This window comes from Rhodovulum sulfidophilum DSM 1374 (assembly GCF_001633165.1).
GTDB lineage: Bacteria > Pseudomonadota > Alphaproteobacteria > Rhodobacterales > Rhodobacteraceae > Rhodovulum > Rhodovulum sulfidophilum.
Genome location: NZ_CP015418.1, coordinates 96,645 through 109,718, shown reverse-complemented (window position 1 = coordinate 109,718; position 13,074 = coordinate 96,645). Strand labels below are relative to the sequence as shown.

The 13,074-nt window shown below is 69.6% G+C and carries 10 protein-coding genes; 2 read left to right on the top strand and 8 right to left on the bottom strand.

The window, feature by feature from the left end; all coding sequences use genetic code 11:
* Nucleotides 1–93: 93 nt before the first annotated feature.
* Both A6W98_RS00445 and A6W98_RS00440 read right to left on the bottom strand, forming a co-directional pair.
* Nucleotides 94–2,028, bottom strand: a complete 1,935-nt coding sequence (locus A6W98_RS00445; protein ID WP_042456445.1) for an elongation factor G — start codon at nt 2,026–2,028, stop codon at nt 94–96.
* A 293-nt stretch (nt 2,029–2,321) separates the two neighbouring features.
* Nucleotides 2,322–3,794 carry an NAD-dependent succinate-semialdehyde dehydrogenase gene (locus A6W98_RS00440; RefSeq protein ID WP_042456443.1) on the bottom strand — a complete coding sequence of 491 codons (1,473 nt, stop codon included), beginning with the start codon at nt 3,792–3,794 and terminating at the stop codon, nt 2,322–2,324.
* A gap of 56 nt (nt 3,795–3,850) precedes the next feature.
* Between A6W98_RS00440 and A6W98_RS00435 the strand changes: the two genes are divergently transcribed.
* Nucleotides 3,851–4,657, top strand: a complete 807-nt coding sequence (locus tag A6W98_RS00435; protein WP_406678833.1) for an alpha/beta hydrolase — start codon at nt 3,851–3,853, stop codon at nt 4,655–4,657.
* A 6-nt stretch (nt 4,658–4,663) separates the two neighbouring features.
* Here A6W98_RS00435 and A6W98_RS00430 read toward each other — a convergent pair whose 3' ends face one another.
* From A6W98_RS00430 to A6W98_RS00405, 6 genes are all read right to left on the bottom strand, one after another.
* A complete protein-coding gene (locus A6W98_RS00430; RefSeq protein WP_042456437.1) occupies nt 4,664–5,653 on the bottom strand; it encodes a P1 family peptidase in 990 nt (329 codons plus the stop codon).
* 65 nt (nt 5,654–5,718) lie between these two features.
* Nucleotides 5,719–6,840 carry a hypothetical protein gene (locus A6W98_RS00425; RefSeq protein ID WP_042456434.1) on the bottom strand — a complete coding sequence of 374 codons (1,122 nt, stop codon included), beginning with the start codon at nt 6,838–6,840 and terminating at the stop codon, nt 5,719–5,721.
* The gene (locus A6W98_RS00420; protein ID WP_042456430.1) at nt 6,833–8,281 is read right to left on the bottom strand and encodes an aldehyde dehydrogenase family protein; all 1,449 of its coding nucleotides are present in this window, start codon (nt 8,279–8,281) and stop codon (nt 6,833–6,835) included. Before A6W98_RS00420 ends, A6W98_RS00425 begins: the two co-directional genes overlap by 8 nt.
* 6 nt (nt 8,282–8,287) lie before the next feature.
* On the bottom strand, nt 8,288–9,820 hold the full coding sequence (locus tag A6W98_RS00415) for an ABC transporter ATP-binding protein (protein WP_042464338.1): 1,533 nt from the start codon (nt 9,818–9,820) through the stop codon (nt 8,288–8,290).
* 35 nt (nt 9,821–9,855) lie between these two features.
* Nucleotides 9,856–10,677 carry an ABC transporter permease gene (locus A6W98_RS00410; RefSeq protein ID WP_042456427.1) on the bottom strand — a complete coding sequence of 274 codons (822 nt, stop codon included), beginning with the start codon at nt 10,675–10,677 and terminating at the stop codon, nt 9,856–9,858.
* Nucleotides 10,674–11,618 carry an ABC transporter permease gene (locus A6W98_RS00405; protein WP_042456424.1) on the bottom strand — a complete coding sequence of 315 codons (945 nt, stop codon included), beginning with the start codon at nt 11,616–11,618 and terminating at the stop codon, nt 10,674–10,676. Before A6W98_RS00405 ends, A6W98_RS00410 begins: the two co-directional genes overlap by 4 nt.
* 231 nt (nt 11,619–11,849) lie before the next feature.
* On the opposite strand from A6W98_RS00405, the gene A6W98_RS00400 reads away from it, so the two are divergent.
* Entirely contained in the window at nt 11,850–13,067 is a 1,218-nt protein-coding gene (locus tag A6W98_RS00400) for an aminopeptidase P family protein (RefSeq protein WP_042456421.1), read from the top strand.
* Nucleotides 13,068–13,074 lie beyond the last annotated feature (7 nt).

Here is a 13,074-nt window from a genome sequence, read left to right as displayed (position 1 = left end):
CGCCCCTGCGACTTCCCTCGTCGCTGGCCTGTCGAGGGACGGGCCGCGCCGCTGTCTGCGGCGGCCCGTCCGATCAGCTGAGGCGCAAGCGGTTCAGGCCAGCTCGGTGGCGCGGGCCTCGCGGATGCGCTCGGCATCCTTGCCGTGCAGCTCCTCGTAATGGTCGAAATGGCTTTCGAACCAGGCGGTGCCGTGGCTCAGACCGCCCAGTGCCTGGAAGAGTTCTTCCCTGGCCGCGGCCGGAAGCAGCGCCTGGAACACGTCCCAGCCACGTGCGCGGCCATGTGCCTCGAAGCCCAGAACCTGGCCCTTGAGGCTGCTGACCAGCGCCACCAGCGAGCCCGAATGGATGGTCGGCACATGGATCTCGACCCGCTCGATCGGCTGCAGCACGACCGTGCCGACCCGCTCCATCGCCTCGCGGACCCCGGCCCTGGCCGCGGTGCGGAAGGCATGGTCCGAGCTGTCGACCGCATGGGTCTTGCCGTCGAGCAGCGTCACCGCGACATCGACCACCGGAAAGCCGAGCGGCCCCCGCTCCATCGCCTCGCGCGCGCCGGCCTCGACTGCGGGAATGTAGTTGCGGGGCACGGTGCCGCCCTTGACGGTCTCGTCGAAGGCAAAGCCCGCGCCGCGGCCCTGCGGCCGGATCGTCAGCAGCACATCGGCGAACTGACCGGCCCCGCCCGATTGCTTGCGGTGGCGGTAATGGGTCTCGACCGGCCCGGTCACTGTCTCGCGGTAGATCCCCGAGACCGGCTGCTCGACCGCCTCGATGCCGAAATCCTCGGCCAGCTTGGCCAGTACCCGGCGCAGATGGATCGGGCCCTGCAGATGCACCACGGCATGGCCGGTCTCGCCATCCTGCGAGGTCTCCATGCCCGGATCGGCCGCCGCCATCCTGCCCAGCGCGGCCGAGAGGCGGGCATCGTCGCGTTCCTTCGCGGGCAGGAGCAGGCGCGGATAGGTCGGCGGACGGCCGCGGGTCCAGCGCGGCAGCGGCAGGCTGGCTTCGGCGCCATAGGCCATGCCCGGGTCGAGATGGTCGGACTTGACCGCAACCGCCAGCGCGCCGAGGGCGAGCGGTTCGGCCACAGCCTTGCCGTCGATCCCGGTCAGGGTGCCGAGCGCGGCCCCGGCCAGCGCCTCGCCATGGCGGATGCCCTGGCCCAGCGCCCGGATCAGGGTCGATTTGCCGACATGCTTGCGGGTGTCGGAGGCGACGCCCAGGGCCAGCGGCGCCTCGATCCCCAGCCGGAGCCCGATCGCCTCGCGCCCCGGCGCCTCGTGGCGCAGCGCCTTCATCAGCCTGCTCAGCCCGTTGCCATGGCTTGCGGCGCCCAGATAGGCCGCCATGATCGCATTGTCGCGATGGGCCTCGGCGAGGATGGTATAGACCTCTTCCGAGGCGGGGGCCCGGTCCTCGATCAGCTGTTCCATCAGGCCGTCGTCGAAATCGGCGAGATGTTCGAGCAACTCGCCCCGGGCCTCCTGTTCGCGGTCCTGGATCGCGGCCGGGATCTCGATCAGCTTGGAACTCTGGCCCTCGCGATACTGGAAGGCGCGCTCCGAGACCAGATCGACCGAGCCCGTCACATGGCCGCCGGCATCCCGCATCGGCACCTGGCGCAGGACGATATGGTGATTGGCATAGGTCTGCAGCGCGCCGACGATGTCGCGGATACGGGCCTCGTCCTGGTCCATCTTGTTGATGAAGATGAAGCAGGGCACGCCCGACTGTTCGATCAGCCGCAGATAGGGCGCGGCCAGAACCGCGGTGTCGGGGTCGGGCGGCACGCAGAGAATGGCGGCATCCGAGGCGGCCAGCGCCTCGCCGGCATGGCCGAGATGGTCGGGCCCGCCCGCGATGTCGAACCCGGCCCAGGGCTCGCCCAGATAGGAGAACTGGCTGACGGTGAGGGCGTCGGTGAAGGCGGCCGTGACCGGTCGGCCCTCGAGCTCGCCCAGGGCCTTGAGCAAGGTCGACTTGCCGGATTGCGTCGGGCCCAGGATGGTGAAGCAGCGCATGCGATGAAATCCTCCTGTCGGTGGCGTCGAACGGATCGATCCGCCGCCCCGAGGAGGTCCTGCGCCCGGGTCCGGCATCGGCAGGGGCCGGTCCCGGAGGTCGGGTGCGGCCGCCTGTGGCGTCGGGCCGCTGTCCCGTCTGGGCCCGATGTTCCGCCGATAAACGCTGCGGGGTCAAGGCGGAAATGACCGCAAGCGGGCGGGTTTGCTCTGCCCGCTTGCGGCTGTCGGCGATCTGCCCCCGCTGATCCTTTGCGGGATCTTTGCGGGGGCGTGCCGGTCTGGCTGCGGTCTCAGACCGACATGCAGATGTATTTCATCTCGAGATAGTCCTCGATGCCGTGGCGGCTGCCCTCGCGGCCGAGCCCGGATTGCTTGACGCCCCCGAAGGGCGCGACCTCGGTCGAGATGACGCCGGTATTGACGCCGACGATGCCATATTCCAACGCCTCGGCCACCTTGTAGACCCGCGACAGATCGCGGGCGTAGAAATACGAGGCCAGCCCGAAGATCGTGTCATTGGCCATGGCGATGACGTCATCCTCGGTCTCGAAGCGGAACAGCGGCGCCAGCGGGCCGAAGGTCTCGTCGGTGGCGAACTGCATCTCGCGGGTGGCGCCGGTGACGATGGTGGGTTCGAAGAAGGTGCCGCCGCGCTGATGCGGCTTGCCGCCGAGGATCACCCTCGCGCCTTTCGCGGTGGCATCGGCCAGATGGGTCTCGACCTTCTCGCGCGCGGCATCCGAGATCAGCGGACCGAGATCGGTGCCGTCCTCCATGCCGTCACCGACCCTGAGCTTGCCGACCGCCTCGGCCAGCTTGGCGGCGAAGGCGTCATAGACGCCCGACTGCACATAGATCCGGTTGGCGCAGACGCAGGTCTGGCCGTTATTGCGGAACTTGCAGGCGATGGCGCCCAGCACGGCGGCGTCGAGATCGGCATCGTCGAACACGATGAAGGGCGCGTTGCCGCCCAGCTCCATCGAGCATTTCTTGACCTGATCGGCGGCCTGGCGCAGCAGGATGCGGCCGACCCCGGTCGAGCCGGTGAAGGTGATCTTGCGCACGGTCGGGTTCTCGCTGAATTCGAGCCCGATATCGGGGGATTGGGTCGAGGTGACGACCGAGAACAGCCCCTTGGGCAGGCCCGCGCGCTCGGCCAGAACGGCCATGGCCAAGGCCGAAAGCGGGGTCTCGGCGGCGGGTTTGATGACGATGGCGCAGCCCGCGGCCAGGGCCGGCGCGGCCTTGCGGGTGATCATCGCATTGGGGAAGTTCCAGGGCGTGATCGCGGCCACCACGCCCACCGGCTGGCGGATCACGCTCAGGCGCTTGTCGGGCTGGTGGCCGGGAATGGTCTCGCCATAGATCCGCTTGGCCTCTTCGGCGAACCATTCGACGAAGGAGGCGCCATAGCCGATCTCGCCCTTGGCCTCGGCCAGCGGCTTGCCCATCTCGGCGGTCAGAATCATGGCCAGATCGTCCTGCGCGGCCATCATCAGATCGTACCATTTGCGCATTGCATTGGCGCGCTCTTTCGCGGTCTTCGCGGCCCAGCTCTTCTGCGCCGCCGCCGCGGCCTCGATGGCGCGCGCGGTCTCGGCACGGCCCATCTCGGGCACCTCGCAGATGGTCTCGCCATTGGCCGGGTTGGTCACCGCGAAGGTCGCGCCGTCATCGGCACCGGCCCAGTCGCCGGCCAGATAGGCCCGGGTTTCCAGCAGGTCCGGGTCCTTGAGCAGGCTCTTGAGGTCGGGTGCAGGCATCGATACGTCTCCCTTGGATGGTCTGAGACCCGTATTTGGAGGCGCGACAAATGGTCATGCAAGCGGAAACTGTCGACTGGGACGATGCCTATGCAAACGCGCCCTACATTCCCGATTCGGAAACCTATCCGGCGCGCCTCACCGCCGCGGCCGAGGCCTTCCGCGCGGCCGCCCCGGGAGAGCTTGACTGCCCCTACGGCGAGCATCCCCGCCAGCGTTTCGACCTGTTTCTGCCCGAGGCAGAGCCAAACGGGCTGATGGTCTTCGTCCATGGCGGCTACTGGATGCGGTTCGACAAGTCCTTCTGGTCGCATATGGCCGCAGCGGCGCTGGCGCGGGGCTTCGCAGCAGTTCTGCCCTCCTACCGGCTCGCGCCCGAGGTCACGATCTCCGAGATCACCGCGGATATCAGCGCCGCGGTCGCGGCGGCCGCTGCGCGGGTGCCCGAGGGGAAACTGGTGCTGGCCGGCCATTCGGCGGGGGGCCATCTGGTGGCGCGGATGCTTTGCGCCGACGCCGCGCCCGGTGCCGCCGCCGACCGGATCGCCCGGGTGATGCCGATTTCGCTGATCTCCGATCTGCGCCCGCTGCTGAAGACGCAGATGGCCGGGCCGCTCGGGCTCGACGCGGACAGTGCCGCGGCCGAAAGCCCGGCGCTGATGGCGCCGCGGGCCGATGTGCCGGTGCATGTCTGGGTCGGCGCCGACGAGCGCCCGGCCTTTGTCGATCAGGCGCGCTGGCTGGCCGAGGCCTGGACCGGGGCGGCGCTGACCGTGGATCCGGGGCATCATCATTTCAACGTGATCGACGGGCTTGCCCAAGCCGACAGCCCGCTGGCGACGGCGCTTTTCGACGGGCTCTAGGGCGTCTCAGGCGCCGAACCGGTCCTGCCAGCAGGGCTTCGGGTCGCCGGGGGCGGGGCGCGCCAGATAGACGCCGCGGGCGATGGCACGGGCCAGGCAGATGGCGGCGGCATGGCCCAGCCTGAGCGTCTCGAACCCGTCCCCGGGCAGCGGCTTCGCCCCGGTCGCGGCGGCAAAGACCAGATCGCCGTCGAAGGGCGTGTGGCTCGGCACCAGCGCGCGGGCCATGCCGTCATGGGCGGCAACCGCCATCCGCGTCGCCTGGGCCTGTGTCAGGGCCGCATCGGTCGCGACGATGGCGATGGTGGTCGACTGGCCCAGCGCCGCCTCGGGCCGCGGCTCGGCGCAGGGGTCGTGCCGGCCCACACCGCGCCCGCCGAATTCGGCCCCGATCTCGAAGGGCGCGGCCCAGAATTCCGGCCCGCCGCCCATCACCGCTGATCCCAGCGCATTGACCGCGACCAGCGCGCCGACGGTGATGCCGCTGTCCAGCACCATCGAGGCCGAGCCCAGCCCGCCCTTCAGATCGGCCGTGGTGGCGCCCAGCCCCGCGCCCGCGCTGCCCAGCTCGATCTCTTCGGAGGCCGCCGCCAGCGCCGCCCGGCCAAGCGCGCGATAGGGCGCCTCGTCCCAGTCCTTGTCGCCGCCATTGGCCAGATCGAACAGGATCGCGCCCGGCACGATCGGAACCCGCTGCCCGGCCACCTCGAAGCCCCGGCCCATCGCGCGCAGCCCCTCGGTCACGCCCGCCGCGGCATCGAGCCCGAAGGCCGAACCGCCCGAGAGCACCAGCGCATCGACCTCCTGCACCAGCCGGTCGGGCGCCAGCAGATCGGTCTCGCGGGTGCCGGGCGCGCCGCCCATCACATGCACCCCGGCCACGAAGGGCGCGTCGCCCAGCAAAACGGTCACGCCGGTCTTCACCCGCGCATCCCCGGCCTGCCCGACCCTCAGGCCGGCCACATCGGTCACAAGGTTCCGTGGTCCCGGCCGCATCGCGCTCCTTCCGTCTTCTTCTTGGCGAAAATACCCATGACACGCGGCCCGAAGGAAGCCCGGCGTCAGGACGGTGCCCGTCCGCCGCCCAGCACGTCCTCTAGCAGCGCCTTCAGCGGCGCATCGAAGTCGTCGCTGCCCGGCATCGTCAGCCGCACGCCGGATTTCCATCCGGTCGAAACCGCCGCGCAGTGCCAGTAACCGGCATCCTGCCGCAGGAAGCGGTGCTTGAACGGCAGCCGCTCGAGCCGGTGCACATCCCAGTTGAACCGGCCCGCAAGCCGTCCGGGCGCGACCGCGTATTTGATCGGGCAGGAGACGTTCTGTTCGGGCAGGACGAAATGGTCGGCATGCCGCAGCGGCGGCTCCGCGTCCGGACCCGGTACCCGCCAGCGTCCGCGAAAGGGCGCGAAACCAATGGGATGGGCCGCGGCCATGTCGAAGACGCTGCGGCCCTCCGACCAGATCAGCTCGTCGATATCGGAATTCAGAACGGCGCGCGCGCCATACAGATACCGCAGCCGGGCAAGGTTCATCATGGCCGAGCGGAAGAACTTGCCCCGGTGCGGGTTCGAGATGCCCCGGATCACGGGGCCATAGGGTACGGGCGCCGAGATCACATGGGCGGCAAGCCCGGTCTCCCCGATGACGCGCGCGATATCGCCGGGGGCATAGGCGTCCGATCCGTTATCGATGAACAGGATGGCCTCGGCCCCCTGCGTCTTGCGGTGGAACAGCGCATAATCGCGGACCCATTGCAGGTCATTGTTGCGCGAAATCGTCAACAGCACGTTGCGTCCGGCAAAGCGCTCGGGCCGTGTGCGTCCGACCGCCGCTTCAACCGCCCAGCCCTGGCCCTCGACGCGCAGACGCTCGGGGCGCGCGGGTGCGGGCAAGCGCCAGATCTCGTGGCGCTGGAACCGGCGGCGGCGCAACCTGACGGGGCGGCCGTCCAGCAGGATCCGGGCCTGCGACAGCGGCCGGGCCAGATTGAGAAGCAGGGGCGCGATCACCATTACCTCGCCGCGATCCTCGCGCCAGAACGCGTCGTACCACAAGGTGGTGCGGTCATAATTGGCCTCGTAGCGCGCATCGCGGGCCTCCGGCGGGGCCATGTGGTCGCGCAGAAGCGGCGTTTCCGACAGGTCGGCGGGGGTCAGCTCTGTCACCGAAACAGTCTCAGCCATGGCGCGCGGCCACCGTCTTCAGCACCGAAAAACCGTACAAAGCCTGAAATCCCTTCTCGCGGCCGTGCCCCGACAGGCCGATGCCGCCGAAGGGCAGTTCGACCCCGCCGCCCGCACCGTAATTGTTGAGATAGACCTGTCCCGCGCGCAGGTTCCGGGCCATCCGCATCTGCCGCGCGCCGTCGCGGGTCCAGACCGCGGCAACCAGCCCGTAGCCGGTGCCGTTGGCAATGGCCACGGCCTCGTCCTCGTCGCCGAACGGGATCACCACTTGCACCGGGCCGAAGATCTCTTCCTGCGCCAGCCGGTGCGTCTGCGGCACCCGGGTCAGCAGCCGCGGCGCCACGTAATAGCCGCCCGCCGGGGCATTGCCGATGATCCGGCCCTCGGCCGCGGTCTCGAGATCCTGACCCTTCTTCAGGTAATCCAGCACGATCTCCTTCCGCCGGGACGAGATCAGCGGCCCGAGATTGAGATCCTCGAGCGCGGGCCCGACCCAGAGCCCGCGATAGGCGCCGGCCATGCGCTCGACCAGCTCGTCATAGAGCCGCCGCTCGACCAGGATGCGCGACGAGGCCGAACAGGTCTGGCCCGCATTCTGCAGACCGCCATTGACCAGAAACGGCAGCGCCGCCTCGAGATCGGCATCGGCAAAGACGATCTGGGGCGACTTGCCGCCGAGTTCGAGCGTCACCGGGGCGACATGGCGCGCGGCCTCGGCCTGTACCTTGCGCCCGACCGAGAGCGAGCCCGTGAACGAGATATGATCGACCCCGGGATGCGAGGCGAGCGCCGCGCCCGCCTCGTCGCCGAGCCCGGGCACCACGTTCAGCGCGCCGTCGGGCAGGCCCGCCTCCTCGGCCAGCTTGGCAAAGGCCAGCGCGGTCAGGCAGGCCTCTTCGGCGGGCTTGAGCACGCAGGCATTGCCCATCGCCAGCGCCGCCCCGACCGAGCGCCCGATGATCTGCATCGGGTGGCTCCAGGGAACGATATGGCCGGTCACCCCATGCGGCTCGCGCAGGGTGTAGACGGTATAGCCCTCCATGTAGGGGATCGTCTCGCCCGTCACCTTGTCGGCGGCGCCGCCGTAGAATTCGAGATAGCGCGCCAGCGTCATCGCATCGCTGCGCGCCTGGGTCAGCGGCTTGCCGACATCGGTCGCCTCGATCCGCGCCAGCGTCTCGGCCCGGCCGCGCACGAACTGGCCGATCCGGGTCAGCACCCGCCCGCGCTCGGTCGCGGTCATCCGGCCCCAGGGGCCCTGGCGGGCCTCGTCTGCGGCGGTGACCGCAGCGTCGATATCGGCCACCTTGCCGCGCGCGATCGAGCCGATCGGCGCCCCTGTCGAGGGGTTCTCGACGGCGAGAAAATCCCGGCTGGCAGGGGGTTGCCAGACCCCGCCGATGAAGCAGCGGTCGGTTTCGAACCAAAGCTCGCGCATATGTGTCTAATCCGGTTCCTTCAGCTTCGGCGCGGCGGCCAACAACGCCTTGGTATAGGCATGTGCCGGGTCGTGCAGCACCTTTTCTGTCGCCCCCTCCTCTACGATCCTGCCGGCCTTCATCACAAGGACCCGTTCGGTGATCGACCTGACCACCGAGAGGTCGTGACTTATGAAAAGATAGGACAGGCCGAAACGCGCCCTGAGATCCGCCAGAAGGTCGAGGATCTGTGCCCTGACCCGAACGTCAAGCGCCGAGACCGCCTCGTCAAGCACGATCAGGTCGGGTCGGGCGATCAGGGCCCGGGCAATGGCGATCCGTTGCCGCTGGCCGCCCGAAAATTCATGGATGAAGCGCGTGCGGTCTGTCGGATCCAGCCCCACGGCCAGCAGCGCCTCGTCGATCCGGGCCGCGGCATCGGCCGGGCGACCGGTCAGATGGAACGGCTCGGCGATCAGCCGGGCGACGCTGTGGCGCGGATTGAAGCTGCCATAAGGGTCCTGGAAGACCGCGTTCATCCTGCGCCGGACCTGCCCGGGCACCGGCGATCCGGCCCGGATCGCGGTACCGTCAAGCCGGATCTCGCCGTCCTGAAGCGGTTCGAGCCCCAAGACGGCGCGCGCCAGGGTCGATTTGCCGCATCCCGATTCGCCCACGAGCCCGAGGCTTTCGCCGCGCGCGATCGCGAAGCTGACGCGGTCGACCGCGCGCTGCGGCGGGGTCCGGCCGATCAGGCCGCGACGCGGGCCGGGATAGGTTCGCACCGCGTCCCGGACCTCCAGCAGCGGCGGGCCGGGTGGCGGCGGGACGGTCGCAGGGCTGTGCGCCGAGGCGGCGACGAGCGCGCTTGTATAGGGGTGGCGGCGGGCGGTCAGCACGGTCGCGGCGGGGCCCTCCTCGACGATCTCGCCCGCGCGCATCACCGCCAGCCGGTGGGCCAGCCCCGAGATCACCGCCAGATCGTGGGTGATCAGCAGAAGCCCCATGCCGGTCTCGGCCACCAGCGCCTTCAGCAGATCGAGGATCCGCGCCTGGGTGGTGACATCGAGCGCGGTGGTCGGCTCGTCCGCGATCAGCAGCTGCGGGCGCAGCGCGATGGCCATGGCGATGCAGACCCGCTGGCGCTGGCCGCCCGACAACTCATGCGGGAAACGGCCGGGTGGAAACCGCTCGGGCGGCAGCCCGACCCGGTGCAGGAGCCGCGCGGCAGCGCGCCGGGCCTCGGCCCGGGTCGCCTCGCCATGCACGATCAGCGTCTCGGCGACCTGATCGCCGATCCTCTGCACCGGGTTCAGCGCGGTCATCGGCTCCTGGAAGATCATCGCCAGATCGCGGCCGCGCCGCCGGCACATCTGCTGTTCGGACAGATCCATCAGGTCGCGCCCGTCAAGCCGGATCCGGCCCTCGGCCCGCGCGCCCTCGGGCAGAAGCCGCATCAGCGCGAGCGCGGTCATCGACTTGCCCGAGCCGCTTTCGCCCGCGAGCCCCACGATTTCTCCCCGGCCGATCCCGAGCGAGACCTGCCGGAGCACCGGCATCCCCCCGATGCTGACGCTGAGCCGCTCGATCTCGATCACCGGGTCGTTCTCCTCAGCCGCGGGTCGAGCGCGTCGCGCAGCCCGTCGCCCAGCAGGTTCAGCCCCAGAACGGTCAGCACGATGGCCAGCCCCGGCAGGATCGCGAGCCGGGGCGCACTGTAGATCATGGTCTGCGCCTCGGCCAGCATCCGGCCCCAGCTGGGCGTCGGCGGCTGCGCCCCGAGCCCGACATAGGACAGCCCCGCCTCGGCGAGGATGCCGAGGCTGAACTGGATCGTGGCCTGCACGATCAGCAGGTTGACGATATTGGGCAGGACATGCTCGGCGCTGATCCGGACCCGGCCCTTGCCGGCCAGCTCGGCCGCGCGGATATAGTCGAGCGTCCAGAGGCTGAGCGCGGCGCCGCGCGTGACCCGGGCGAAGACCGGGATGTTGAAGATGCCGATGGCCAGGATCGCGTTCAGCGCCGAGGGGCCGAGAATGGCGGTGATCAGGATCGCGATCACCAGTGCCGGGAAGGCGAAGATCAGGTCGTTCATGCGCATGACCAGCTCGTCGAGCCAGCTGCCGCGGGCTGCCGCCGCCATCAGCCCAAGCGGCACACCCGCGCCCATGCCGATGCCGACCGCGACCAGTGCCACCGCGATCGAGGACCGCGCGCCCACCATCAGCATCGACAGCATGTCCCGGCCCAGATGGTCGGTTCCCAGCAGATGGGGGCCGCCGGGCGGGCGCAGCCGCTCGGCGATGTTCAGCGCGGCGACGTCATGCGGCACCCAGACCAGCGACAGCGCCGCCAGTGCCAGCACGGTGCCGCTGAGCACGCCGCCCGCGATCAGGTTCGGTCTTGCGCTCATCGGCGCCTCAGCCGCGGATCGACCGCGGCATAGGCCAGGTCGACGAGGAAGGTGACAAGGATCACCGCGAAGACCAGCAGCATCACCACGCTTTCGACCACGATCAGGTCGCGCTGGGTGATGGCCTGGAAGATCAGCCGCCCGAGCCCGGGCAGGAAGAACACGTTCTCGATGATGATGGCCCCCGCCAGCAGAAAGGAGAATTGCAGCCCGAGGATGGTCAGGACCGGGATCAGCGCGTTGCGGAAGGCATGGCGTCGCAGCGCCTGGGCCCGGCTCAGCCCCTTGGCCCGGGCGCTGCGGATATAGTCCTGCCCCAATGTCTCGATCAGCGCCGAGCGCATCACCCGGGCGAGGATCGCGGCCTGCGGCAGGGCCAGCGCCACGGCCGGAAGGGTCAGCGCCCTGATGCCGGTGCCCAGCCCCGCCTCCCAGCCCGGAAAGCCCCCCGCCGAGACCCAGCGCAGCTTGACCGCGAAGACCAGCACCAGCAGCATCGCGAACCAGAAATTCGGCACCGCGATGCCCAGCTGCGTCGCCGCCATGATCCCCAGATCGGCCGCCCGCCCGCGCCGCGCCGCGGCCCAGAGCCCGACCGGCAGCGCGATGGCGGTCGACAGCGCCAGCGCATAGGCCGCGAGCGGCAACGACACGGCGAGCCGCTCGGTCACCAGATCGGCGACCGGCACGCGATAGGTATAGGACAGCCCCATGTCGCCGGTCGCAAGCCCCGATATCCAGTCGAGATAACGCGTCCAGAGCGTGCCCGACAGCCCCAGCTCGTCGCGCAGCGCCGCCACCGTCTCGGGCGCCGCGTTCAGCCCCAGCATGTAGGCGGCCGGGTCGCCCGGGATCACCTCGATGGCCGCAAAGATCGCGAGACTGGCGGCGACCAGGCTCAGCGACAGCGACAGGAGGCGGGTCAGGGCATACCGCAGCATGGCGCCGAAACTAGGCCAAGGGGCGGGGGCCGCGCCAGTGCAATCGCTGTCGCGTCGGCCCCCTTGCCAGACCCTGCGGCGGCTGTATCCTCGCAATCGGGCGTCGCGCCGATGGCGTCGTGCGCGGGGGGCGTTTCGCCCCGATGCCCGGCGCTTGCCGCCTGTTCTCCTGTACGCCGGGAAGATCCGATGCCCCGGCCGCGTGCCGGGACACTTGCCGAGGGAGCTTTCATGACCCGATCCGATCCCCGCCCCGCCTTCTACCGTTTTCCCGGGGAAAAGAAGGCGCCGCTGCCATTCTCGTCCGAGGAATACGACACCCGCCTGATGGGGCTTCGCAGCGCGATGGACGCCACCGGCGCCGAGGTCGCGGTCCTGACCTCGATGCAGAACGTGGCCTATTATTCGGGCTTTCTCTATTGCAGCTTCGGCCGGCCCTATGCGCTGGTGGTGACCGCCTCGGGCTCGGTCCTGATCGGCGCGGGCATCGATGCGGGCCAGCCCTGGCGGCGCTGCCATGGCGAAGCGCTGACCTATACCGACTGGGCCCGCGACAATTTCTGGCGCGCGGTGGCCCATGTCGCGGGGCAGGGCCGTCGGCTCGGGATCGAGGCCGACCACCTGACGCTGGCCCGGCGGGAGGAGCTTGAGAGCTTCCTCGCGCCCGCGGCCATGGTCGACCTGGCGCCTGCGACCATGGAGCAGCGGATGCGCAAGAGCCCGGCCGAGCTCGACCTGATCCGGGCCGGGGCGGCGGTGGCCGATCTGGGCGGCCATGCCATCCGCGCGGCGGTGCGGGCGGGCACGCGCGAGATCGACGTGGCGATGGCGGGGCGCGATGCGATGGAACTGGAGATCGCGCGGCGTTTCCCCGAGGCCGAATATCGCGACACCTGGGTCTGGTTCCAGTCGGGGCCGAATACCGACGGCGCCCATACTCCTCTGACCGGTCGCGTTCTTCAGCGCGGAGACCTGCTGTCGCTGAACGCCTTCCCGATGATTTCGGGCTATTATACCGCGCTCGAGCGGACCATGGTTCTGGGCGAGCCCGACCCGGCTAAGCTCGCACTGTGGGAGGCCAATCTGGCGGCCCATGAATACGGCATGTCGCTGCTGAAACCGGGTGCCTCCTGTGCCGAGATCACCCATCGCATCAATGATTTCCTCGCCGAGAGCGACCTGCTGCAATATCGCAGCTTCGGCTATGGTCACAGTTTCGGGATCCTGTCGCATTACTATGGCCGCGAGGCCGGTCTGGAGCTGCGCGAGGATATCGAGACCGTGCTCGAACCGGGGATGGTGATCTCGATGGAGCCGATGCTGACCATTCCCGAGGGCCGCCCAGGCGCCGGTGGCTACCGCGAACATGACATCCTGATCGTCACCGGGGACGGGGCGGAAAACATCACCGGTTATCCCTACGGGCCCGGCTTCAACGTGATCGACTGAGGGGCGG

Excerpts from the sequence above, each read along its gene's own strand:
- A6W98_RS00400 (WP_042456421.1), top strand. The coding sequence starts at position 11,850 with ATGACCCGATCCGATCCCCGCCCCGCCTTCTACCGTTTTCCCGGGGAA.
- A6W98_RS00440 (WP_042456443.1), bottom strand. The coding sequence starts at position 3,794 with ATGCCTGCACCCGACCTCAAGAGCCTGCTCAAGGACCCGGACCTGCTG.
- A6W98_RS00410 (WP_042456427.1), bottom strand. The coding sequence starts at position 10,677 with ATGAGCGCAAGACCGAACCTGATCGCGGGCGGCGTGCTCAGCGGCACC.
- A6W98_RS00445 (WP_042456445.1), bottom strand. The coding sequence starts at position 2,028 with ATGCGCTGCTTCACCATCCTGGGCCCGACGCAATCCGGCAAGTCGACC.
- A6W98_RS00435 (WP_406678833.1), top strand. The coding sequence starts at position 3,851 with ATGCAAGCGGAAACTGTCGACTGGGACGATGCCTATGCAAACGCGCCC.
- A6W98_RS00420 (WP_042456430.1), bottom strand. The coding sequence starts at position 8,281 with ATGCGCGAGCTTTGGTTCGAAACCGACCGCTGCTTCATCGGCGGGGTC.
- A6W98_RS00415 (WP_042464338.1), bottom strand. The coding sequence starts at position 9,820 with ATGCCGGTGCTCCGGCAGGTCTCGCTCGGGATCGGCCGGGGAGAAATC.
- A6W98_RS00405 (WP_042456424.1), bottom strand. The coding sequence starts at position 11,618 with ATGCTGCGGTATGCCCTGACCCGCCTCCTGTCGCTGTCGCTGAGCCTG.
- A6W98_RS00425 (WP_042456434.1), bottom strand. The coding sequence starts at position 6,840 with ATGGCTGAGACTGTTTCGGTGACAGAGCTGACCCCCGCCGACCTGTCG.
- A6W98_RS00430 (WP_042456437.1), bottom strand. The coding sequence starts at position 5,653 with ATGCGGCCGGGACCACGGAACCTTGTGACCGATGTGGCCGGCCTGAGG.